The sequence below is a fragment of the Klebsiella sp. K-3 genome, from assembly GCF_051207495.1.
Classification (GTDB): Bacteria; Pseudomonadota; Gammaproteobacteria; order Enterobacterales; family Enterobacteriaceae; genus Klebsiella; species Klebsiella aerogenes.
In genome coordinates, this window is the sequence record NZ_JBPNXF010000005.1 from 67,694 (window position 1) to 91,017 (window position 23,324).

The 23,324-nt window shown below is 57.2% G+C and carries 22 protein-coding genes and 2 pseudogenes; 13 read left to right on the forward strand and 11 right to left on the reverse strand.

The features are described 5' to 3' along the window. Positions 1–12 precede the first annotated feature (12 nt). The 3 genes and pseudogenes from ACSEMK_RS09115 to ACSEMK_RS09125 all read left to right on the forward strand — a co-directional run bounded on the left by ACSEMK_RS09115 (position 13) and on the right by ACSEMK_RS09125 (position 4,262). Positions 13–1,617, forward strand: a complete 1,605-nt coding sequence (locus tag ACSEMK_RS09115) for an aldehyde dehydrogenase (NADP(+)) (RefSeq protein WP_430914804.1) — start codon at positions 13–15, stop codon at positions 1,615–1,617. 15 nt (positions 1,618–1,632) lie between these two features. Further along, positions 1,633–3,234 (forward strand): annotated as a pseudogene (locus tag ACSEMK_RS09120) (APC family permease). A gap of 11 nt (positions 3,235–3,245) precedes the next feature. After that, positions 3,246–4,262 (forward strand): Ldh family oxidoreductase, encoded by a 1,017-nt coding sequence (locus ACSEMK_RS09125; protein WP_435336390.1) that lies wholly within the window; start codon positions 3,246–3,248, stop codon positions 4,260–4,262. Positions 4,263–4,374: 112 nt separating this feature from the next. Here ACSEMK_RS09125 and ACSEMK_RS09130 read toward each other — a convergent pair whose 3' ends face one another. Continuing rightward, positions 4,375–5,595, reverse strand: a complete 1,221-nt coding sequence (locus ACSEMK_RS09130; RefSeq protein ID WP_430914805.1) for an amino acid deaminase — start codon at positions 5,593–5,595, stop codon at positions 4,375–4,377. A gap of 43 nt (positions 5,596–5,638) precedes the next feature. Beyond that, a complete protein-coding gene (locus ACSEMK_RS09135) occupies positions 5,639–5,818 on the reverse strand; it encodes a hypothetical protein (protein WP_113374541.1) in 180 nt (59 codons plus the stop codon). Between ACSEMK_RS09135 and ACSEMK_RS09140 the strand changes: the two genes are divergently transcribed. The 5 genes from ACSEMK_RS09140 to ACSEMK_RS09160 all read left to right on the forward strand — a co-directional run bounded on the left by ACSEMK_RS09140 (position 5,796) and on the right by ACSEMK_RS09160 (position 10,780). Further along, positions 5,796–7,235 (forward strand): N-acyl-D-amino-acid deacylase family protein, encoded by a 1,440-nt coding sequence (locus tag ACSEMK_RS09140; protein WP_430914806.1) that lies wholly within the window; start codon positions 5,796–5,798, stop codon positions 7,233–7,235. The genes ACSEMK_RS09135 and ACSEMK_RS09140 overlap by 23 nt on opposite strands. A gap of 10 nt (positions 7,236–7,245) precedes the next feature. Then, a complete protein-coding gene (locus ACSEMK_RS09145; protein WP_015368415.1) occupies positions 7,246–7,638 on the forward strand; it encodes a RidA family protein in 393 nt (130 codons plus the stop codon). Positions 7,639–7,824: 186 nt separating this feature from the next. Beyond that, on the forward strand, positions 7,825–9,312 hold the full coding sequence (locus ACSEMK_RS09150) for a sodium:solute symporter family protein (RefSeq protein WP_395226973.1): 1,488 nt from the start codon (positions 7,825–7,827) through the stop codon (positions 9,310–9,312). A gap of 9 nt (positions 9,313–9,321) precedes the next feature. Further along, a complete protein-coding gene (locus ACSEMK_RS09155) occupies positions 9,322–10,194 on the forward strand; it encodes a 2-dehydro-3-deoxygalactonokinase (RefSeq protein WP_087858231.1) in 873 nt (290 codons plus the stop codon). Further along, complete coding sequence (locus ACSEMK_RS09160; RefSeq protein WP_032713256.1) at positions 10,181–10,780, forward strand: 2-dehydro-3-deoxy-6-phosphogalactonate aldolase; 600 nt, start codon at positions 10,181–10,183, stop codon at positions 10,778–10,780. The genes ACSEMK_RS09155 and ACSEMK_RS09160 overlap by 14 nt, the downstream gene beginning before the upstream one ends. Here the strand turns inward: ACSEMK_RS09160 and ACSEMK_RS09165 are convergent. Next, a complete protein-coding gene (locus ACSEMK_RS09165; protein ID WP_015368411.1) occupies positions 10,777–11,640 on the reverse strand; it encodes a MurR/RpiR family transcriptional regulator in 864 nt (287 codons plus the stop codon). The genes ACSEMK_RS09160 and ACSEMK_RS09165 overlap by 4 nt on opposite strands. Before the next feature lie 81 nt (positions 11,641–11,721). Then, entirely contained in the window at positions 11,722–12,255 is a 534-nt protein-coding gene (locus ACSEMK_RS09170) for a GNAT family N-acetyltransferase (protein WP_430914807.1), read from the reverse strand. A 32-nt stretch (positions 12,256–12,287) separates the two neighbouring features. Here ACSEMK_RS09170 and ACSEMK_RS09175 point away from each other — a divergent pair, with 32 nt between their 5' ends. Beyond that, positions 12,288–13,103 carry a GNAT family N-acetyltransferase gene (locus ACSEMK_RS09175; protein WP_430914808.1) on the forward strand — a complete coding sequence of 272 codons (816 nt, stop codon included), beginning with the start codon at positions 12,288–12,290 and terminating at the stop codon, positions 13,101–13,103. 27 nt (positions 13,104–13,130) lie between these two features. On the opposite strand, the gene opgB is transcribed toward ACSEMK_RS09175, so the two are convergent. From opgB to ACSEMK_RS09205, 6 genes and pseudogenes are all read right to left on the reverse strand, one after another. Beyond that, entirely contained in the window at positions 13,131–15,422 is a 2,292-nt protein-coding gene (gene opgB, locus ACSEMK_RS09180) for a phosphatidylglycerol--membrane-oligosaccharide glycerophosphotransferase (RefSeq protein ID WP_308958693.1), read from the reverse strand. A gap of 256 nt (positions 15,423–15,678) precedes the next feature. Further along, entirely contained in the window at positions 15,679–16,170 is a 492-nt protein-coding gene (locus ACSEMK_RS09185) for a DUF2501 domain-containing protein (protein ID WP_015368407.1), read from the reverse strand. A 65-nt stretch (positions 16,171–16,235) separates the two neighbouring features. After that, complete coding sequence (gene dnaC / locus ACSEMK_RS09190; RefSeq protein WP_026612409.1) at positions 16,236–16,973, reverse strand: DNA replication protein DnaC; 738 nt, start codon at positions 16,971–16,973, stop codon at positions 16,236–16,238. Positions 16,974–16,975: 2 nt separating this feature from the next. Continuing rightward, positions 16,976–17,515, reverse strand: a complete 540-nt coding sequence (dnaT, locus tag ACSEMK_RS09195) for a primosomal protein DnaT (protein ID WP_087858226.1) — start codon at positions 17,513–17,515, stop codon at positions 16,976–16,978. 85 nt (positions 17,516–17,600) lie between these two features. Beyond that, positions 17,601–18,074: pseudogene (locus ACSEMK_RS09200) on the reverse strand (threonine/serine exporter). Further along, on the reverse strand, positions 18,065–18,841 hold the full coding sequence (locus ACSEMK_RS09205; RefSeq protein ID WP_087858225.1) for a threonine/serine ThrE exporter family protein: 777 nt from the start codon (positions 18,839–18,841) through the stop codon (positions 18,065–18,067). Before ACSEMK_RS09205 ends, ACSEMK_RS09200 begins: the two are co-directional and overlap by 10 nt. Positions 18,842–19,111: 270 nt before the next feature. Between ACSEMK_RS09205 and pobA the strand changes: the two genes are divergently transcribed. The 4 genes from pobA to bglJ all read left to right on the forward strand — a co-directional run bounded on the left by pobA (position 19,112) and on the right by bglJ (position 22,813). Then, positions 19,112–20,296 (forward strand): 4-hydroxybenzoate 3-monooxygenase, encoded by a 1,185-nt coding sequence (gene pobA / locus ACSEMK_RS09210; RefSeq protein ID WP_213794989.1) that lies wholly within the window; start codon positions 19,112–19,114, stop codon positions 20,294–20,296. 24 nt (positions 20,297–20,320) lie between these two features. Then, positions 20,321–21,190, forward strand: coding sequence for a helix-turn-helix domain-containing protein (locus ACSEMK_RS09215; RefSeq protein ID WP_087858223.1), 870 nt, complete (start codon positions 20,321–20,323; stop codon positions 21,188–21,190). 259 nt (positions 21,191–21,449) lie between these two features. Then, complete coding sequence (locus ACSEMK_RS09220) at positions 21,450–22,172, forward strand: helix-turn-helix transcriptional regulator (RefSeq protein ID WP_435336397.1); 723 nt, start codon at positions 21,450–21,452, stop codon at positions 22,170–22,172. Continuing rightward, positions 22,133–22,813, forward strand: coding sequence for a DNA-binding transcriptional activator BglJ (gene bglJ, locus ACSEMK_RS09225; RefSeq protein WP_228306553.1), 681 nt, complete (start codon positions 22,133–22,135; stop codon positions 22,811–22,813). The genes ACSEMK_RS09220 and bglJ overlap by 40 nt, the downstream gene beginning before the upstream one ends. 8 nt (positions 22,814–22,821) lie before the next feature. Here the strand turns inward: bglJ and ACSEMK_RS09230 are convergent, their stop codons facing one another. Continuing rightward, entirely contained in the window at positions 22,822–23,280 is a 459-nt protein-coding gene (locus ACSEMK_RS09230; RefSeq protein WP_087858220.1) for a YbaK/EbsC family protein, read from the reverse strand. Between the last annotated feature and the right edge of the window lie 44 nt (positions 23,281–23,324).

Consider the following 23,324-nt stretch of genomic DNA (forward strand, 5'->3'; position numbering starts at 1 on the left):
TCAGGAGTCAATATGAATGCATCTCAGACCACGGCGGGACGGCAGTTTATTGCCGGACACCGTATTGCCAGCGGTGAGGCGACGCTATTGAGCCTGCGGGCGGTGGACGGCGAAGCCACCGGCCACCGCTTCTATCCGGCTTCACGCGAGGAAGCCGCTCAGGCCGCAGAAGCCGCGCAGCAGGCCTTTGCCGTCTATTCACAAACCACGCCGCAGCAGCGGGCGCGCTTTCTCAACGCCATTGCTGATGAACTGGATGCGCTGGGCGAGGCGTTTTTTGCTATCGCCGGGCAGGAAACCGCGCTGCCGCTGGCGCGGCTGCAGGGAGAACGGGCGCGCACCAGCGGCCAGTTGCGGATGTTTGCTGGCGTGATCCTGCGCGGCGATACCTTCGCCGCCCGTATTGATACCGCCTTAGCCGACCGTCAGCCGCTGCCGCGCCCGGATCTGCGACAGTATCAGCAGGCGTTAGGGCCGGTGGCGGTGTTTGGCGCCAGCAACTTTCCGTTGGCCTTTTCCACCGCCGGCGGCGATACCGCCTCGGCGCTGGCGGCTGGCTGTCCGGTGGTGGTGAAGGCCCATCCGGGCCATATGGCCACCGCCGAGCTGACCGCCGAAGCGATCGTCCGGGCGGTAGTGCGGTGCGGTTTACCCGGCGGCGTATTCAATATGATTTTCGGGACCGATATCGGCGCCGAATTAGTCCGCCATCCGGCGATTCAGGCCGTTGGCTTTACCGGTTCTCTGGCTGGTGGTAAGGCGCTGTATCAGCTGGCGCAGCAGCGCCCGCAGCCAATCCCGCTGTTTGCTGAAATGTCGGCGATTAACCCATTGATTATTCTGCCACAGGCGCTGCAGACGCGGGCAGAGGCGCTGGCGAACGAGCTGGTGGCGTCATTCACCCTCGGCGGCGGCCAGTTCTGTACCCGTCCGGGGCTGATTCTGGCGCTGCGCGGCGCCGGGCTGGAACGCTTTAAGTCGGCGCTGTGTGCGGCGGTAGCGGGCTCTTCGCCGCAGGTGTTGCTCAATGCGCCGACCCTTCAGCACTACCGCCAGGGCGTGGCGGCGCTTGCGGCGCACCCGCGTATCGAGAAGCTGGCGAGCGGCATCGCCGCCGGCGCCGGGCAGGCGCAAACCCTGCTGTGGCAGGCTCAGGTCGAGGATCTGCTGGCGCAGGATACGCTGCTGCAGACCGAAGTTTTCGGCCCGCTATCGCTACTGGTGGAAGTGGACGACGTGGCCCAACTGCAGGCGGTGGTGAAAGCGCTGCAGGGGCAGCTCACCGCGACGCTGCATGCTGAGGCGGATGATGGCCCGCTGGCGGCGAGCCTGCTACCGCTGCTTTGCGAAAAGGCCGGACGGGTGCTGTTTAACGGTTATCCCACCGGCGTGGAAGTGTGCGATGCGATGGTCCACGGCGGCCCGTGGCCGGCGACCACCGACACCCGCGGGACTTCGGTCGGCAGCCGGGCGATTGAGCGCTTTCTGCGCCCGGTCTGTCTGCAGAACGCGCCAGCCGCCCTGTTACCGCCGGCGCTGCAGGATGCGAACCCTTTGAACCTGCTGCGCCTGGTCAACGGCCAGTGGACCCGGGAAGCGATTTCCTCCTCTCATTGACGCAAGGGCATCACCATGACCATTCACTCTACGCATAACAGTCAAACCCGCGTTGCAGAGTCGGGTAAGTTTAAAAAACAGCTGACCCTAACCGATCTCACCTTTATCGGCCTGGGGGCGATTTTCGGCTCCGGATGGTTATTCGCCGCCAGCCACGTCGCATCCATCGCCGGTCCGGCCGGGATCGCGTCGTGGGTGATCGGCGGCTTTGCGGTATTGCTACTGGGGATTGTGTACTGCGAGCTGGGGGCGGCACTGCCGCGCGCCGGCGGCATTATTCGCTACCCGGTCTTTTCCCACGGCGAGCTGATGGGCTATCTGCTGGGATTCATCACCCTGATCGCGTTCTCCAGCCTGATTTCGATTGAAATCGTCGCCGCCCGGCAATATGCCGCGGCCTGGTTTCCGGCGTTGACCCAGCCGGGCTCCAGTTCGCCGACGCTGCTGGGGTGGGTGGTGCAGTTCCTGCTGCTCTGTTTCTTCTTTGCGCTGAACTACTACAGCGTCAAGACCTTCGCCCGATCGAACAACTTCATCAGCGTGCTCAAGTTTCTGGTGCCGCTGCTGGTGGTGGTGACGCTGTTCACCTTCTTTAAACCGGAGAATCTGCACGCTCAGGGTATTGCGCCATTCGGCATGTCCGGGGTGGAAGCGGCGATCAGCGCGGGCGGAATTATCTTCGCTTATCTGGGATTGACGCCGATTATCTCGGTAGCCAGCGAAGTACAAAAGCCGCAGCGGACTATCCCTATTGCGTTGATTTTATCAGTGGTGCTGTCGACGATTATCTACGTGCTGCTGCAGCTGGCGTTCCTTGGCAGTATCCCCACCGAGATGCTGAACGGCGGTTGGGCCGAGGTGAGCAAACAGTTCTCGCTGCCGTATCGCGATATCGCTATTACCCTCGGCATGGGCTGGCTGGCCTTTATGGTGATAAGCGATGCGATCATCTCCCCGAGCGGCACCGGCAATATCTATATGAACGCGACGCCGCGGGTGATCTACGGCTGGGCGAAGGCGGGTACTTTCTTTAAAGCCTTTACCCATATTGATAAAGCGTCCGGTATTCCGCGCCCGGCGCTATGGCTGACTTTTGGACTGTCGATTTTCTGGACGCTGCCGTTTCCCTCCTGGGAACAGCTCATTAGCGTGGTGTCGGCTGCCCTGGTGCTGAGTTACGCCATCGCCCCGGTGACCGCCGCCGGGCTGCGCCGCAACGCGCCGGATCTGCCACGGCCGTTCCGCGTGCGCGCCTTCGGCATCATCGGCCCGGTATCGTTTATGATCTCGGCGCTGATTGTTTACTGATCCGGCTGGAATACGCTCTCGTGGCTGTTGGGGCTGCAAATCGTGATGTTTGTCGTCTACGTGATGTGCAAAGGTAAGGTGCCGGAACATACCGTGAGCCTGGCGCAGCAGGTGAAGTCTTCGCTGTGGCTGATCGTTTTTTATGCGTTGATTATCCTCTTTTCCTGGCTGGGCAGCTTCGGCGGGCTTAATGTTATCGGTCACCCCTGGGATACGGTGCTGGTGGCGGCGATGTCGTTGGGGATTTACTACTGGGGCGCGCGCAGCTGCCTGCCGCAGGCTAACTTTAGCGGAGACGAAGAAGAGTAAAGGAGAACAGTATGGAGTCGGTAAATCTATCGTTACCTGAAGCTTATGACCTGGCGCTGGAGGTACTCAGCGCCAATGGATTTAGCGCCGACCACGCGGCGGCCATTGCACGTAATGTGGCCGCCGGGGAGCGCGACGGCTGCGCTTCCCACGGCCTGTGGCGGCTGTTGGGCATTGTCGATACCTTGCGTAAAGGTAAGGTATCGCCTGATGCCGAGCCGCAAATCCACGACCAGGCGCCGGCGATTGCGCGGGCGGACGCCGGCGGCGCTTTTTCGCTGCTGGCCTACGAGCGCGCGCTGCCGTTACTGCTGGAGAAGGCGCGGCACAACGGCATTGCGGCGTTGGCGATTAATCGCTGCGTCCATTTTTCCGCGCTGTTTGCCGATATTGAGCCGTTGACCGAAGCAGGGCTGGTGGGGCTGGCCTGTACGCCAAGCCACGCCTGGGTAGCCCCGGCGGGCGGCACGCGTCCGCTGTTCGGCACCAACCCTATCGCTTTTGGTTGGCCGCGGCGGGATAAGCCGCCGTTTATTGTTGATATGGCGACCAGCGCCGCGGCGCGCGGCGAGATCCAACTGCATCAGCGCGCCGGTAAAGCGCTACCGCAAGGGTGGGGAATCGACAGTCAGGGACAGCCAACGACCGATGCCGCGGAGGTGCTGAACGGCGCGATGTTAACCTTCGGCGGCCATAAGGGCTCGGCGCTGGCGGCAATGGTCGAGCTGCTGGCTGGGCCGCTTATCGGCGATATGACCAGCGCCGAATCGCTGGCGTGGGATAACGGCGCGGGCGGTCTCCCCTACGGCGGCGAGCTTATCCTGGCGCTGGATCCGCAGCGCTTTCTCGGCGCGCAGGCACCAGAGCAGCTGGCGCGCGCCGAAACGTTGTTCAATGCGATGCAGGATCAGGGGGCGCGGCTGCCGGGCGAGCGGCGTTTCGCCTGCCGCCAGCAGAGTGAGCGGCAGGGGGTCGCCATCAGCCGTTCATTGCATGATGAGATTTGCGCCTTGCGCCAGGGCGGGTAAGGCGCGAAGACCCGGGACATTCCCCGGCTTGCGCTACGCTTAGCCGGGCTACCGAACGTCGCGGGTTGTGTAGCTCGGGTAAGGCACGAAGCGCCGCTACCCGGGATGCCTGTCAAAATAGCGTGTCGAGCTCGTCCAGCACGTTATAGTCGTCATCGACCAGCAGCAACGTCTTCCACTTATCAAAGGTCAGACACGGGTGCGAGGTGCCGAACAGCAGAATATCGCCGACCTGCACATCGCTGCCAGGCGCCAGGCGCAGCATGCAGTGTTGATCCATGATGCCGATACTGACGATCGACTCCGCGCGCAGCGCTAACTGCTGGCCGTTACGATAATGGGCGATCGGCTGCGGCAGCCCGGCGTCGAAAGCGCAGTCGCGCTTGCCGAAATTCACCACCGCGCGATCCGCCTCCGGTACCGATTGCACCATCGCCATCAGCTCCAGCGCTGAAGTGAGATCGCCGGCGAGATCGCAGGCAATTGGATCGCGGGCGATCAGCTCTTGTTGTGCGAGATCGTAGATCCCGCGATCGTGGGTGATATAACAGCCAGGGCGGATGACGATACGGCAGCGGCGCGGTTTTGCCGCCGCCAGCCAGATGTTGCACACCACGTCATACCAGACGGTGCCCGCGCCGGTGAGAATAAATTCGCCGTCAACCAGCGGCTCCATGCGGCAGGCAAGCGCCGCGGCCTGCTGTAATAGCGCTTCCACCTGCGGCTGCGGATCGTCGCCGTGCAGCACCCCTTCATACAATTCCAGCCCGCGTAGCCGTAGCCCCGGCAGATCGCTTACCCGCTGCGCCAGCGCCAGCGCGTCATCGACGCTACGACAGCCGCAGCGCCCGCCCGGCACGCCAAGTTCAATCAGCACATCCAGCGTTTGTCCTTGGGCGGCGAAAAACGCGGAAAGGGCGCGCACGTTGGCCTCGCTATCGACGCAGCAGATAAAATCCACTGCCCGATAGTGGGCTTTTAGCTGCGCGACCACCTGCATATTGGCCTTGCCGACCAGCTGATTGACCATCAGGACGCGTTGGATGCCGCTGGCCATCGCCGCGCTGGCCTGCCAGGCGCTGCCCACGCCGCTCCCCCACGCTCCCGCTCGCTGCTGCGCCTGAAATATCCATGGCGTCATTGTCGTTTTACCATGCGGCGCCAGCGACACGCCGCGGGCGTCGGCATAGCGCTGCATCCATGAAATATTGTTTTCCAGCGCCGACTTTTTTAACAGCGCGGCGGGCAGACAGACCTCTTCCGCCAGCAGATTAGCCGGCGCGGACATGAGGGCGGATTTGTGCGGGATGAGCGGTGCTGAATGGTATTTCATAACACTATCCTTTCAGGGTTTATAATCGGTTAATCGCTAGGTATCATTTATAACTATTTGATAAATATATTTTTAATATAAAAATGTTATTCGATTTGAATAAAAGTATCACAAAATGATCTGGGTTTTGCGTAGTTTTCCACTGTTTTTTGCGCTTGTAAATGGTTAACTTATCGGCATGTCGAAAGGGAGTAATTGCTATGAAAGTTGACTGGCTTTTCAAAAACGTCACGGTGATCGACGGGAGCGGCGGGCCGCAATACCGTGCCGATGTGGCGGTGAAGGGCGACCGAATAATCGCTATCGCCCCGGCGCTGGACGTCGCGGCGGAGCAGGAAATTGATGGCCAGGGGCGGGTACTGGCGCCGGGCTTTATTGATGTGCATACCCATGATGATATCAACGTTATCCGCATGCCAGAGTACTTGCCGAAGCTCAGCCAGGGGGTGACGACGGTGATCGTCGGCAACTGCGGGATCAGCGCGGCGACCGCTACCATGCGCGGCGAAGTGCCGGACCCGATGAATCTCCTCGGCGAGCAGCAGCACTTTATCTATCCCACCGTGGAGGCTTATGCCCATGCGGTGGAAGCGGCGCGGCCGTCGCTGAATGTCGGCACGTTAATCGGTCACACCGCGCTGCGCAATAACCATATGGACGATCTGTTTCGTCCGGCGAATGAGACGGAAATCGCCGGCATGCGCGTACAGCTACGCGATGCGCTGCGCCAGGGGGCGTTAGGTCTCAGTACCGGGCTGGCCTATGCCAGCGCTTTCCAGTCGACCACCGAAGAGGTGATGGCGCTGGCGGAAGAGCTGGCGGCCGGGAAGGGCGTCTATACCACCCATTTACGCTCGGAGTTCGAGCCGATTCTTGAGGCGCTGGACGAAGCCTTCCGTATCGGCCGTCACGGCAACGTGCCGGTGGTGGTTTCGCACCACAAGTGCGCCGGGGCGAAAAACTGGGGGCGTACCAAAGAGACGCTGGCGTTTTTCGATGAGATGCGCCAGCAGCAGGATATCGCCTGCGACTGTTATCCCTACTCCGCCAGCTCGTCGACGCTGGATATGAAACAGGTGACCGACGAGTTTGATATCGTGATCACCTGGTCCGAAGCGCAGCCGGAACAGGCCGGGAAAACGTTGCAGCAGATCGCCGATGAGTGGCAGGTGAGCCTGCACGACGCCGCGGCGCGGCTGATTCCGGCGGGCGCTATCTACTACAACATGGATGAGCAGGACGTACGGCGGGTGATGCGCTATCCGGTCACCATGATTGGCTCTGACGGGCTACCGAACGATCCGATGCCGCATCCGCGCCTGTGGGGCGCCTTCCCGCGGGTACTCGGCCACTATAGCCGCGACGAGCAGCTATTCCCGCTGACTACCGCGGTACACAAGATGACCGGGCTGTCGGCGGCGCGCTTCCAGTTGGCGGATCGCGGGCTGGTGAAAATTGGCTACTTCGCCGACCTGGTGCTGTTTGACCCGCAGACGGTGCGCGATGTTGCTAGCTTCTCCGATCCGAAACGACCGGCGGACGGCATTGAGGCGGTGATGGTCAACGGCGTGATGAGCTACGGCAGTGATAAGAAAATTACCGGGCGGGCAGGGCGTTTCCTGCGCCGTCGGATGGACTAAGGAGTTGAATATGAGTATCAAACGTTATGGCGTAGAAGGCGGTACCGGAACCGGTGGTCAGCATCTGCCGTTCGCCCGCGCGGTGGAAGCTGGCGGCTGGCTGTACGTTTCCGGGCAGACGCCGATGAAAAATGGCGAAGTCGTAGAAGGCGGCATCGTCGAACAATCGCGGCTGGCGATCCAGAACTGCGTCGACATCATGAGCGAAGCCGGCTACGGCCTGGCGGACGTAGTGCACGTCAAAGTGATCCTCACCGACGCGCGCTATTTCCAGTCGTTCAATAAGGTATTTCGCGAGTTCTTTGGCGATAATCCGCCAGCGCGCATTTGCTGCGTGGCGGACCTGGTGGTGGATTGCAAAGTTGAAGTGGATGTGACCTGTTTTAACGCTGCGCGACAATAACGCTCGAAACCTAAAAATAAATCCCTCCCTTTCCGGGAGGGAGCATCAAAAAAGTGTGATATCGGCACCAGAGTGAATAAATAAATCGGTGCCACTGGGTTCGCTATGCCTTTTTTCAGGCATGGTTCCTGTTAACTCATAATATTCAGCGGCACGAATATTATTTATTACGTCTGGATGTGAGCCATGAATAATATGTCATTTATGATTTGGTTTTCCGTTTATGCCTGCGCGATGATTACCTTAGGTTGGTACGTTTCGCGCAAACAGAAAACCGGCGAAGACTTTTTACTTGGCGGCCGTTCGCTGCCGATGATCCTTACTCTCGGCTCGACGGTCGGCACCATGGTGGGCACCGGCTCCAGCGTCGGCGCCGTCGGCTTTGGCTACAGCAACGGCTGGGCCGGGATGCTTTACGGCCTCGGCGGCGCGGTGGGGATTCTGCTGGTGGCATGGTTATTCGCTCCGGTACGCAAACTTCGCTTCATGACCATGAGTGAAGAAATGTCGTATTACACCGGCGGCAGTAAAATAATTAAAAACCTCGTCGCGATACTTATTTTTATTGCTTCTATCGGCTGGCTGGGGGCGCATATATTAGGTGGCGGATTATATCTGGCGTGGGCCAGCGGCATTGATATTAATGTCGCAAAAATTATTATTGCGCTGGCTTTTGTGGTTTATGTCGGTATTGGCGGCTATTCCGCGGTGGTGTGGATCGATACCATTCAATCGATTGTACTGTTCGTCGGCTTTATTTTAATGGCGGTGCTGGCGGTTCATCACGTTGGCGGCTGGAGCCATATTCAGCAGGCCGTCGATCCGGCGGCGCAAAGCTTGTTCGCGGTCGATAAATTAGGCGTGTTGCCGGCGCTATCATTGGCGATGGTGATCGGCGTCGGCGTGCTGGCGACGCCTTCTTATCGCCAGCGCATTTACTCGGCGAAGACCGTCTCCTCGGTACGTCAGTCCTTCACGATTACCGGCCTGCTGTATCTAGGCTTCTCCTTCCTGCCGGCGATCATCGGTATGGCGGTATGGACCATGAACCCGCAGTTGGAAAACAGCGGCTTCGCCTTCTTATTTGCCACCCAGGTGCTGCCGCCGGTGCTGGCGATGGCGATCCTGATTGCCGGCATGTCGGCCAATATGTCTTCCGGTAGCTCTGATGCCATCGCCGCGGTGTCCATCATGCTGCGCGACCTCTACACCCTGGTGACCGGCCATATGCCCGCGCCGGAGAAAGCCATTCGCCTGTCGCGGATCTTCCTGGTTCTGGTGATTGCGCTGGCGCTGCTGTTTGCCCTGACCTCCAACGACATCATCAGCTATATCACCAAAATGATCTCGATGATTATGTCCGGCATGTTTATCTGCACCATGCTTGGTCGTTTCTGGACACGCTTTAACTGGCAGGGCGCGGTCGCCGCGCTGGCCGGCGGCGCCGGAGCATCGGTTGCGGTGCTGGTGGATAGCGACTGGCTGGCGTTCTGGGGCAACCCGTGTATTCCGGCGGTACTGACGAGCCTGGTGGCTTCGGTTGTGGTGACGTTACTGACCCCGGCCAGCAGCATGAGCCGCGAGCAGGCGCTGGAGATGATTACCCACGAACGTGAAAGCCGCCCAACGCCACCGCCGTTGCCGATTGGCAAACGTCATACCTCACGCGGGTAAGGGGTAATCATGAACGAGTATATTGCCGTCGATTGGGGCTCTACGCAGCTGCGGGCATGGCGGATGCGTGATGGCGAATGCATCGACAAGCTGAAGCTGCCCTGCGGCATCACGCGCCTGAACGGGCAGCGCCCCGAAGCGGTATTTCAGCAGCAGTTGGCGCCGTGGCGCGGCGACCCCGCGCTGCCGGTGGTGATGGCGGGGATGATCGGCAGCGATGCCGGTTGGCAACCGGTGCCATATCTGGCCTGCCCGCTGGCGCTGGAGGCGCTCAACGGTCAGTTACATGAGGTGGCGGAAAACGTGTGGATCGTGCCGGGGCTGAAAGTGGCGCAGGCCGCAGATTACGATGTGATGCGCGGTGAAGAAACGCAGCTGCTGGGCGCCTGGCAACGGATGCCCGCGGAGTGTTACGTGATGCCCGGCACCCACTGTAAATGGGTGCAGGTGCAGAACGGCGTGGTGCGCCAGTTCGCCACGGCGATGACCGGCGAACTGCATCACCTGCTGCTTAATCATTCGCTGCTCGGTCAGCAACTGCCTGTACAACAACCTGATGACGCCGCTTTCGCTCTCGGTATGGAAAAAGGGCTAAATCAGCCGGCGTTATTGTCCGGGCTTTTTAGCGCCCGCGCCGCGCGGGTGTTAGGGGCGCTGGCGGCGACTTCGGTGAGCGATTATCTCTCCGGGCTGTTGATTGGCGCGGAGGTGGCGACCTTTAGCGAGCGCTATCGCGCCAGCCGCGTGGTGCTGGTTGGTGAGCACTCGCTTAGTGCCCGTTATCAGCAGGCGATGGCGGCGCGAGGGTTGACCGTTTCCTGTTGCTCCGGCGAGGCGGCGTTTCTTTCGGGTATAGCGAGGATGATTGATGGACAAGGTTAAACTGGTGGCGATTTTACGCGGTATTCAGCCCGGTGAAGCGGCGGAGCATATCGCCGCGCTTATCGATGCAGGTTTTCGCTATATTGAAATTCCGCTTAACTCGCCGGACTGGCAGCAGAGTATTCCGGCGATGGTGCGCCAGTTTGGCGAACGGTCGGTGATTGGCGCGGGGACGGTGCTGAAGGTTGAGCAGGTTGATTTTCTGGCTGAAGCCGGGGCGAAGCTTATCGTGACGCCCAATACGGCCCCGGCGGTGATCCGCCGCGCGGTAGAAAAGGGGATGCTGGTGTGCGCCGGCTGTGCCACAGCCTCTGAGGCGTTTAGCGCGCTGGATGCCGGGGCGCAATGGCTGAAAATCTTTCCGTCATCGGCATTCGGCCCGGACTATATCCGCGCGCTGAAAGCGGTGTTGCCGCCGGAGGTGCCGGTGCTGGCGGTCGGGGGCGTGACACCGGAAAACCTGCACAGCTGGCGTCAGGCGGGCTGCGCGGGGGCGGGGTTAGGCAGCGATCTCTACCGCGCCGGGCAGCCGTTGGCGCGTACCCGCCAGCAGGCGCAACGCTTTATCGCCGCCTGCGGCGATTAATCGCCGAGCGGCAGTCGGTCGACGCCGTCGCGGTGGTCGTCGAGCGCCAGCTTAATGCGGCGCAGACGGTCTTTCGCCTGCGGTTTATTGGCCATCGCCAGTTCGGTGGCCAGCACATCTACCATCGCCAACATCGCATAGCGTGAAGCGCTGGGCTTGAAAATATAGTCGTTTTCGCTCACCAGCAGCGGTAGCACGATATCGGCCTGCGCCGCCAGTGGCGTTTCCGGCGGGGTAATGGCGACAATTTTCGCCCCGTATTGCCGGGCGATGGCGGCGCTTTCAATCATCTCTTTGGTATAGCCGCCGAGCGACAGCACAATCACCACATCTTTCGCCGTCACCGCCGAACTCATCATGCGTACCAGCAGGCCGTCGCTCTGGCTGACTACCGGCAACCCGAGGCGGAACAGGCGATACTGGATCTCCTGCGCGCAGATGGTCGAACCGCCGCCCATACCCAGCGCAAGCACCTGACGGGCGTCGCTAATCCATTCCACCGCGCGTTTCAGCGCCGCAAGGTCCAGCGCCCGACGGTTGGTTTCCAGCACGCTGATGATTGATTCATAAATTCCCTGTACGCCTTCCAGATCCGGTACGTCGAGAATAAAGCGCTGACCAATGGCCAGCGACTGGGCGAGCTTCATTTTCAGTTCGCGCACGTCTTTACAGCCCAGCGCACGCGCAAAGCGCGTCACCGATGCCTGGCTGGTGTCGGTCAGGCGCGCCAGTTCGGCAATCGGCATTTCCGCCGCGGCGGCGACGTCGTCGAGAATAAACTGCGCAATACGCTTTTCGGTCGCGGTCAGCGCCATAAAGCGGTCGGTGATGCAGGAGATGATATCGATCGAGTAGGCCATTCCGGGTATCAGGTTATGTATTAGGAATGGTACTTTGTACCATATACCGGTGACAAAATCAGCGCGGCGCCTCTCGCGGCGCTAAAAATCAAGGCGCATCGCGCAGCGGGTTTCCGCCGTCAGGCCATGCTCTGCTTCCAGCGCGCGTTTCGCCGCCAGCCCTTCGGGTAGGTGCAGTTCATTGAGGATGGTGAAGCCCAGCCGGGTATAAAAGGGCGCGTTCCACGGCACCTCGCGAAAGGTGGTGAGCGTCACCGCCGGGAAGCCGTCGCGGCGGGCGTTGTCGATAGTTTGGCTAAGCAGGGCGCGGCCAATACCCTGGCCCTGCCACTGCTGGTGGACGGAGATTTCTACAATAAACAGGGCATCGTCCAGCGGCTCGCTCAGCAGGAAACCAACGGGCCTGTCGTCAGCAAGCGCCAGCAGGCTATGGCCGGTTTCCAGGTATTGCCGGTGCTGTTCAACGCTCATTACCGGGCTTTCCGCCAGCCAGGCGAAAGCGGGAATGCGCGCAAAGGATTGTGCCGCCGAACGCTCCAGCGCGGGCAGCAGCGGCAGATCGCCTTCTTCGGGCAGGCGAAAAGTGAAAGTGGGGTTTATAGTGTTAGTTTTCATCGCCTCAGCATAGCAGCCTCAGGGAGAAATGCATGGAGTTCACCGCCGTTCCTGCCGTCCAGTTTAGCGGCGCGCAGTTGACTACGATTTTGAATGACTGCTTTGCCGATTATCTGGTGCCGGTATCGATGTCGGTAGATCTGTTTGTACAGCGCTTTAGCGCCGAAGGGTTAAACCTGTTGCAGTCTAAGGTGTGGCTGGCAGGAGATGAACCGGCGGCTATCGGGCTCATCGCCCGCCGCGGGCGTGATGCGCGACTGGCGGCTTTTGCTATTCATCCCGGATTTCGCGGCAAAGGACGAGGGCGACAATTGATGACCTCGCTTATCGCCGATTTACGCGCTCAGGGCGTACAGCGAATGTGGCTGGAGGTGATCCGCGATAATCACCGGGCGGTGGCGCTATATCAGTCATTGGGCTTTGCGGTGCGTCACGGGCTGTGCGGCTATCTCAGCGAGACGCAAGCGGAGCCGCGTGAGTCTCCCCTGGAGGATTACGATTTGCTGAGTCTGCTGCGTCATACAAGCCTGGAGCAGGAAGGGCAACTGCCGTGGCTGCTGGATCCACTGACCTTTATTACCTTGCCATGTCGGGCGTTGACGCTGCAGCAGCAGGCCTTCGCCGTGCTGGCAACCACTGCCAGCAAGCCGCAGCTGCAGTTTTTATGGCTGACGCCGGCGGCGCGCGGACGCGGGCTGGGGCGGGAAATGCTGATCGCGCTGGCTCAACAGTTTCCGGGATTAAGCACTTCGGTGACCATCCCGGAAACCTTCACGCCGCTGTTTAAATCGGCGGGTTATGCGCCGCTGGCGCTGCAGCAGTACGAGATGTGCCTGCGCTTGAACTAGCCCGGCGCAGACGCCGGGCCGTAGGTGTTAACCTTCGCGACCGACGATTTTAATATCCACCATGCCAATGCCCAACTGGCGCGGCGCGTGGCCGACAATATTGCCTTCGTTGGTGGACTGCGGCTCCGGCGGAGTGATAGTTAAGGTGTTGCTGCGTGCCGGGTTCTCGAAATGCAGCGTCGTCGTGGTCACTTCATTGGCTAAAGTAAGTACTTGCTCACTTTTCCCGACGCGCACCGGTATTGGCTGGTTGGCGTTCGGGCCGAAGGCCTTGGCGGTGATCACCAGATCGAATTTTTCCGGCAGCGGTTCTTTATATTCAATCTTCACTTCGTCACCGAGCTGGGCGTTGGACCAGCGTCCCCACAGCTCAGGCCGCGAGATGCCGCTGAACTGTTTGACCTCCTCCGGCGCGCCGGCGACATTAAACACAAAGCTATCGGCTTTATAGCGAATATCGTTATCGACAATTTTCAACGTATCGACGTTGCCTTTGTAGCGCTCCATATCGATAACGGTATCTTTGAAGGCGGTTTTGCCCTGCCATTGCGGCTTGTCGACGTGCTGTACCTGCTGTTCGCCGCCCAGCTGACCTTGCGAGACGCACCAGTCGGTGGACAGCGCCAGTTCCGGCCGCCACAGTTGGCCCATCTTGTAGCAGCGGTCGACCCATACGAAATTGTCGCGTGGGGCGAAGTCCGCCAACTGGAAGCGCAGCGGCGCGGAATACTCGCTTTCCGGAATCGGCTCGACGCGCTGATCCGAGACCCGTAGCAGCAGCGGCAGACGGAAATGGCTACCGGAGAATGAGATCATGTTCTTCTGCGAGTCGATGTTGAAGCTCTTAATCTCCTTCGGGAAATTCCACAGACGAATGACGTCCGGTTTCCATGCCAGCACTTTCTCTTTCATGTTCATGAAGATAGTGGAGAGCGATTCTGCGGAAAGGCTGCTGCGGCCAAGGCCGATATAGTTATCGCCGCCGAGAATATCCAGCACCGTCGCGCCGTTATCCATGGTATTACGCTTCACGGCCAGCACATCCTGCTGAGGCTGGTCGCCGCGCAGGATAAAGAACAGATTACTGCGATCCTGTTTGTTCAGATAATCCCAGGCGCTGTTTTTCATCGCCAGATGATCGGACGAGACCACGATGACCGTATTTTTGAAGTACGGCGAGGCCTTAATCTTTTCAATTAGCGCGGCGATGTGCTCCTGGCTACAGGCCACGGCGCTGAAGGAGAGATTCTTTTTGCCATCCATGTCATAGCGTTTACGCTCGCAGGTGCGCGAAATAAAGCCGTCAGGATGGTGGGTATCGACGGTGAGGGCGAACAGCGAAAAGCGTTTGCCGGATTGGGAGAGTTCTTCGAACTTTTTCCACGTTTCGTCAAGCACGGTGTCGTCGTAGAAGCCCCAGTCGTTGCGGTAGGACGGGTCGGCCACCGTCGTTTTCAGCTCTTCCGCACCGTACAGGTGATCGAAACCGTGGGATTTGAGGAAAACGTCTTTACCGGCGAAGCGCAGGTTGGCGCCCTGTACAAAGTAGTTTTCGTAACCGGAATTTTTCAGGATATCGCCGAGACAGATATTTTGCGGGAAGAAGCTGGATACCGCCGCGGAAGCGTTGCCTTCGAACGGCGCGAACAGCGGAATACCACACTGGGAAGCGACCATACCGGCGATGGTGTAATCGGTGCCGGGAAGCTGTGCGGTATTGCTGAAATCCAGTCCTTCGCTTTTGATTTTACCCAGTTCCGGCGTGAGCTCCGGGAAAGCCTCGTTATTGAAATAGGTGCGCTCCAGGCTCTCGCCGTAGATATAGACCAGATTCAGCTGCGGATTGTTGATGCTTTTCGACGGCTCTTTGTAGTAAGCCGTGAAGTCCGGATCGCCGTCGCGGGACTGCGATTTCACGAGTTCGGTGATTTGGCGGAACGCCGGGCTGGCGTCGACGGAGGCCAGCGCCAGTACCAGCGCAATCAGGCTGTAGCCAAAGTGATGCGGATGGTGGCGGCGACGGCGTAATATCCAACCGAGGGCGCCAAATACGGCGACCAGCGCCAGCACCAGACCGATACCCGGCAGAATATATTTACTGACGCCCGCGCCGGTCAGGCTGTTGGTCAGGGTATAGAGTACCGCGTCGTTAATACCGTCGCCGGTGAAGTAGTCGCTGGCGTAGAGGGTGATATTGAGCACAACAAACAGCCCCAGCACCGCAAGAGTGGCAGAGAACCACCAGGTATTGCGACCGGCTTTCCAGGCATAGATCACCACCGAGGCGAGAAACAAGGCGATGGATAACAACTCTGACACAGCTAACCCTCATGTGCGCCAGCGGCGGGCTGGCCGGATAGATCGATTTTCACGCTACACTGTAATGGCAGCGTCTTTCTGCTGCAATTGTAGTGTCATGAAAGTGTGCTGTGATTCAGAATTGGTTTAGAAAGCGTCTTTTTTGTACGATGTCTCATCCTGTCGTCACGGGGAAAACAGGAGCAGAAAAGTAAAAATAGCGATTGCGGCCGCGCTGGCGACGCTAAAGCGCCAAACGCGGCATCGGCGGGGAAATTTAAGACAGGAAGTTAACGCCCTGTTTCAGTACCAGGTCACAGGCCTTAGTCTTCACTTTTTCAGCCAGCGGGCTGCTGCCCAGGGTGTTCAGATTCAACTGCTGGCCGTTATTACTGCTCAGCAATCCCTGTAGCCCTTCCAGATAACCGGTATCCTGTTTCTGTTTCTCCGGCGTGCTCAGGCCAAGCTTATCCAGTACCTGGTTTTTCACGTTGTCGGCGTTGGTGACCGAGGTCAGTTTTTTTTGCGCGCAATAAGAGAGAACGCCGGCGGCATTGTTCATGCTGCTGGAGGTGAGCGCCTGGTTGCCGCCGTTGAGCAGGCTGGTTAAGGACGACATCGACATACCGCCGCCGCTTTGCTGGGAACTGCTGCTGAGCTGGCTGGCGGCGCTATTGAGTGAGTCCTGCCAGGAGGCGGCGTAGGTGGGAGCCGCCATCAACGCGCCGGCTGCGATAGCGGCGCAAAAAGCTGTCTGCAAAGATTTCATAAACGTACTCTTCGTCGTTACTTAAGAATCTCTTCAGTATAACGCCGCTTGAGCTCGGAAATCTCTCAATACTCTTTACCGGTAACGCGATCGCGGTAGCTATCCCAGGTGAAGTTTACCCACAGGCTATTACCAAGGCGCATGCGATCCATGACGCGTTCGCCGAGCAGTTTGTTCATTTCATCCATGGTACTGTTGGTCAGCATGCCGGTCGGGCGTTTCGAGGAGGAGCGACGATCGACAATCTGGTTGATGATCACTTTCTCGTAGCGCGATTCGGTTTGCATACCGATTTCGTCGATAACCAGCAGATCGACCCGGCTCAGGTCGCTTAGCAATTGCTCTTCGCTGGTTTCCCGATTACCAAAGGTATCTTTCATCGCCGACATAATATCGGCGACGGTGATGATTAATACCGATTTACCGCGCAGCAGCAGCTCGTTGCAGATAGCGGCGGCAAGATGATTTTTACCGGTGCCCGGCTTGCCGGAGAAGATAAAGCTCGCGATGTTGCCGTCAAACTCTTCAACGTACTGGCGGGCGCGGGATAGGGCTATCATCTGCCCGTCGTTTTCGACCCGGTAATTATCAAATGAACAGTTCTGATGTAATGGACGGATCCCGGAGCGATTAAAGGTGCGCTGCATTTTCATCGCCCGATTTTCCCGCTCCAGCGCCTCTGAACGCAGCTTACCTTGCTCTTTTTGCCAGGCCAACAGCTCTTCGCCGGTTTTAAACGCCGGTTGCACGTGGGCTGGCATCATTTTTTGCAGGCGCTTCATGAGATCGCCAACGTTTTTCATGCTCATCCTCGGAAACCTCGCGGGATCTGGTTATCGGGTTCGCTAATGGTGTTCACATCGCGCTTCGGCTGCCCGCCGTTGCTGGCGCGGCCGATTTGCACGCTACGCGCCAGCTTTTGCTGCCACTGCACGTGGTGGAAAACTTTGCCTTCCGCCTGCCAGTAGGCGACAAAGGCAGCCAGTTCTTCAGGGGTGACCGGCTGCGTCAGGGCGATGCCCCACAGCGCCGCCAGACGCTGAAAATCGGTATCCGGCTGCCAGCCGGCATACATGGCGAATTTCCCCATCGGCACGGCGACGGGCGCGGCGCTCGGCTCGTCAAAGAACTGCGCATCCAGCGCGATATCGCTGGTGGGGCGCGCCAGTTTCGCTTCCAGTTCCAGCAACTGCGCCAGGCGCTCCGGCGTCAGCGCGTAAAACGCCGGGGCGTTATTGGCAAACACGGCGACGGCGCCGCTGGCTGATTTTTGCAGCCTGGCCGCGTGGTTCTCGACGAAATCGTCAAGACCGCAAAAGTCGGTGGTTAAAATTCGTGAAGACATAACGCTATCTCAACTCTGAACAGCAAAGAGTGGGGGAATTGCTGACATAGTAGCATAGTGCGAGGCCAGGAAGCAGCGCTGCCGGTTATACGCGCGGGCGTTTGCGATAGAGCCACAAACCGGGAATAGATAGCCCGATAGAGAGCGCCCCGACGATGGAGGAGGCTTTTAAAAAGTTGCTTAACAGCATAATCATCATCTCTTCGGAGTAACCAAAATGGCTGATTTTGACGGCCGAGATCATCGCCGTATAAGCCGAAATCCCAGGGAACATCGGGATCACTGCGGCGACGGTAAATATCTTCGGGTGCGCCAGATACCAGCGCGACCATTGAATGCCGATACTGCCGACCAGTAACGAGGCGAGAAAGGTGGCTCATTCTATATTGAAGCCTGCGCTCATCATTACCATCCGCGAGCCGTGGCCGATAGCCCCCAGTAATGCGCACCAGCGCAGCGCGCGCTGTGGAACGTTGAACACCATCGCAAAGCCGACGGCAGGGATGGCCGCCAGCGCCATATCCTGCGCCAGGTCGAAAAGGTAAGAGATTATGCCCATCCGCGTAGCCCCCACACGGTCATTGCCATCACCACCCCAATACAGGTCGCCAGCGTCAGCAGGCTGGCGATCGCCCAGCGGGCCAGCCCGGTATTAATATGGCCCTTGAACATATCGGCCACGGCGTTAATTAACGGAAAGCCGGGAACCAGCAACAGCACGCTGGCGGCCATGGCGATAGTCGGCGTGTCGCTAAAGGCCGGCAGACGCAGCATCAGCCCGGAAATCGTGGTAGCGACGAAGGCGGTAATGCAGAAATTAATCTGCGGATGCATGGAACGGTGGGTCAGCAGCTGGCGAATATACATGGCGACGGTGCTGGCAAAGAAGGTCACCACCGCGCCATCCCAGCCGCCGTTGTTCAATTTACAAAAGCAGGCGCAGGAGAGGCCAACCATCAATACCAGCAGCCAACGCGGGTAGCGCAAGGGTTTGATCTGCGAAAAGCGCTTCTCGACATCTTTGTAATCCAACAGCTTATGTTCGGCCATGATCACGATATGCTGTACCTCCGTCACCACGTGCATGTTAATTCCGCGATCGCTGTTTTTGCGGGTGGAAGTCAGGCATTCACCATTTTTAATCGTGGTGAGCACAATCGCGTTAGAGGAGATGGCGCTCTCAACGCTATCCATACCTAACGCTCGCCCGAGGCGGGTAGAAAGCTCCTCAACCAGCGCGCTTTCCGCACCGTGCTGGAGTAAGTAAAGGGCACACTGGATGCACAACCGAGTGACGGCGCGCTGCTCTGATTTATCTGCCTGCATAAGTACCTGCTGTCCGCGTCTCTATTAATACTTGTACCTGAACTCCACCCCGTTGTGCGGCGTGCCGGATCAAACAATGTGCAAAAATTGCTCCATCAATGGCGTTGGCTGAAATTTGAACCGCGCCACACTTTCACCACTTCGTTGGAAAGTGCAATTTTTACCGCCATTCATCCCTTCTTTTTCCCGTTTGAGTTATCAAAAATGCATCTGTGAACTTTTAATAAACAAAAAACAAACAAATAATTAACTTTCGAGAGCGAGTTCCCTATGAGAACACAGGTTGCCATTATTGGCGCGGGCCCTTCGGGGCTGCTGTTAGGCCAACTGCTGCATAACGCTGGTATTCATACCGTCATCCTTGAGCGTCAGAGTGCGGAATATGTGCTGGGGCGCATCCGCGCGGGGATACTTGAAAACGGTACCGTCGAACTACTGCGTGAAGCGGGGGTAGCGAAGCGCATGGACGCGGAAGGGCTGGTTCATCATGGCGTGGAGTTTTTATTTGAAGGCCAGCGGGTACCGGTACCGCTCAGCGAGTTGACCGGCGGTAAAAGCGTGATGGTTTACGGTCAGACTGAAGTCACCCGTGACCTGATGGCGGCAAGACGCGACAGCGGCGCGGCGATTATCTATGGCGTTAGCGAGGTGGCAATCGAGGATGTTAAGAGCGACCGGCCGGTGGTCTCCTACGTGAGCGGCGGCGAAAAGTGTCGACTGGAGTGTGACTTTATTGCCGGTTGCGATGGTTTCCACGGCGTTTCGCGGCAAAGTATTCCACGTGACATTCTCAAAGAGTATGAAAGCGTGTGGCCGTTTGGTTGGTTAGGTTTACTGGCGGATACGCCGCCGGTGAATCCGGAGCTGATTTACGCTCATCACGAACGCGGATTTGTATTGTGTAGTCAGCGCTCACTCACCCGCAGCCGCTATTACCTGCAGGTGCCGCTAAGCGATAGCGTCTCGGCGTGGTCTGATGAACGCTTCTGGGATGAGCTAAAACGCCGCCTGCCGGAGGATCTTGCAAATAAGTTAGTAACTGGTCACTCACTTGAGAAGAGCATTGCGCCGCTGCGCAGTTATGTCGTTGAGCCGATGCAGTACGGCAGACTGTTTCTGGTCGGAGATGCCGCGCATATCGTGCCGCCAACCGGCGCAAAGGGGCTGAATCTGGCGGCGTCGGATGTCAATTATTTATGGCGGATCCTGCGCGAATATTATCACCATGGCCGCGCGGATCTTATTGCCAGCTATTCGCGCTTTGCTCTCGACCGCGTGTGGAAAGGAGAAAGATTCAGTTGGTTTATGACTCGCCTGTTGCACGACTTTCCTGAACAGAATGAATTCGATAAAAAAATGCAGGCCGCCGACCGCCGCTACTATCTGGGTTCTCGAGCCGGGCTAACGACCATTGCCGAAAATTATGTGGGGCTGCCGATGGAGCGCGTCACGTAACGACAAACGAAAACTGGAGAGACCATGTTAACCGCGAACACGATTCCCGTTTTTACCCTGTATGGCGAAGAGCGCGGTTGGCCGACGCCGGATCTGCTGCATTGCGAATCCATTTTGCAGCGCAGCAGCCTTTATGAGTGGCATATCCGCGTACATCAACATGCCGAAATGGTGCAGCTTTTATATCTGCATAAGGGGCGCGCTGAAATTGAAATCGAAGGCGTCACCAGGGTGATGACCGAAGCCTGTATACAGGTCGTGCCGGCATTATGTATTCATGGCTTTCGTTTCTCGCCCGGCACGCAAGGGTTTGTCCTGTCGCTGTCGCAGCCGTTGCTGAGCCGCTTTGAAAGCCAGTTTGGGCGCACGCTTGATGTGCTATCGCAGCCGCAGTGCGTGGCGGTGAAACGCTCCCGCGGCCATATTCGTTCGTTGTTTACCGCCTTACGTGAAGAATATTGCGAAGAGCATGATGCGCGCGAAATGATGCTCCATTCGCTGCTGGGAGCGCTATTAGTATGGTTAAACCGCCAGTGCCGGCCGACACCCGTGACAGAAGACAAAGCCGAACGTAAGCGCAGCGTCATGCGCCATTTTTCCCGTCTGATTGAAAGCCACTACCGGGAACATCTGCCGCTGGCTGAATATGCAAAGCTAGTGGGGCTTTCCGCAACGCATTTAAATTATTTGTGTCGTGAATTTCATGGCTGCAGCGCATTAGGCGTATTACATCAACGTTTAATGTTGGAAGCGCGGCGTAACCTGCAATATACCAGCATGACTATCACCCAACTTTCTGATTATTTGGGGTTTACTGATGCTGCTTATTTTTCGAGATTCTTTCGACGATATAGTGGGGTCTCACCGAAAGCATTTAGGAAAGAAATTAAATAAATTATTTATTTAATTCTTAAGGTAATTTTTCTAATGAGGCTTTTAATTTTTTCTAATTTATTGATGGCATCATTTTGTGTTAGGGTAAATCGTTGGTGAGAGTAATGCAAAAATATCCCTCACGGTTATGGAATTAACTTCAGGGCATACGTCATGCCCACCAGGGACGATAAAGATTCAATTGGCGAAATAATATTATAGTAGCCATTCATCCGTTATTTATTTCGGGTGTGAATCTTTGACAGGAGGTGGAGGTTTTATGTTGCCAGGACAAGGTAAATTTGGCGTCATCATTAGTAGAATACCGGTTATGCAATCGGGTTTGAAGGCTATTTTAAGGGAACATCTCCCTGATTACGATCTGAGTTTCTGTGGTTTACAGGATGAACTCACGCTGCTTCAGCTTCGCCGCGCCGTGCTGGTTCTCGTCGACCTCTCCGGTCACATTGAACGCCCGCGAGATATTTGTGAGCATTATTATTCGTTAATGAATCAATACCGGGATATTCACTGGATCTTTATGGTTGGTCACTCCTGCTTCCCACTGGCAGTTGAGTTTCTGATGCGGCCGGAAAGTTCTCTGATTTCTGATAGCGAGCCGGTCAAACGTTTCATTGAGGTTATCCGAGCTGGTAAAGCTTCTGCCGAAAGAATTAGCCAGACACTCTTTTCACCCGAGATGGACAACTTAGGTGATGATGCTAGCGATACGGTCATCTTAACCTTTTCAGAACGCAAAGTGTTGCGGCTACTGGCAAAAGGGTGGGGAATTAACCAGATTGCTGCCTTGTTGAAAAAAAGCAATAAAACGATAAGCGCGCAGAAAAATAGCGCCATGCGCCGACTTTCGTTACGCAGTAATGCAGAAATGTATGCCTGGATCAATAGCGCTCAAGGAATGAAGGAACTGAATCTGTATTCAGCCTATGGAGATAACACGGAATGGAAAAAAATCTCACAACACGATGTGTCGCTATCGTAGAAAAATGCGCAATGACTGAGATGGCGCTTCGTTATATTTTAGATAATGAAGCAGGTAAAAAATATAGCATTCATTTTTATAAAGATACTCAGGCATTAAAGCGTGAATTCGCTTCCAAAAACTTTATCGCCGTTATTTTTTCTCTTTCCGGTAGCCGACGTATTCGTCTGGAAAGCCTGCTTTTTTTACATGAAATAGCGCAAACGCGACCCGAAATACAGCGAATTGTACTGGCGGATAATACGGCGGAAATGCGTCTGATCAGTCATCTGACACCTTCAAGCCCGCAAACGATTCTGAATAAATCATCTTGCCTTACTCGTCTGCAGGAACGTTTACTGCAGCTGATCGAGCAGGCGCCATTGGATAAAGAAAGCATTCTGGAGCGCAGCTACAGCTCCTGTGGGCAAATTCTTAGCCCGACGGAGCATACGATACTGCGTTATATGACCTATGGCTATTCATTGCCCGAAATTGCCACCCAGCTTGATAGAAATATCAAAACCATTCGCGCACATAAATTTAACGCGATGACCAAACTGGGCGTTAACTCTGATATTGGCCTGCTTAGCGCGGCGGACATTCTGCTGTGTCTGCCGGCGAATAACGACGATGGGCCAGGAATGTGCCTGGCGCAATAACCGGCAAGTTACAGGCAGACGTCCACCCAATCGGCTTCTGTCAGTTGTGCCATGCGCTCAGGCGAAATTCGTACCGCACTATGAATTGCCCCTGCTGCCGGTAGAACTTCGGCGTACTGCTTGAGTGAAACATCGCAATAGACCGGCAGAGGGTTTTCCAGGCCAAACGGACAGACGCCGCCAACGGGGTGGCCGGTTAGCGTAACGACTTCATCACTGCTGAGCATCCGCGCTTTTGCCCCGAAGGCGTCTTTCAGCTTCTTATTATCAAGGCGAGCATCGCCTTTAGCGACGATCAATATAACCCGTTCTTTTACCTTTAAGGATAAAGTCTTAGCGATTTGCCCCGGCTCGACACGATGCGCGGCGGCGGCAAGCGCAACGGTCGCCGTACTTTGATTCAACTCGATGATTTCAATATCGGGGGCATGCTCAGCAAAAAACTGCCTCACGGACTGCAGACTCATGGGGTTCTCCTGGTAGTTATCCGCTTAAATCTGTCACAAGGCCG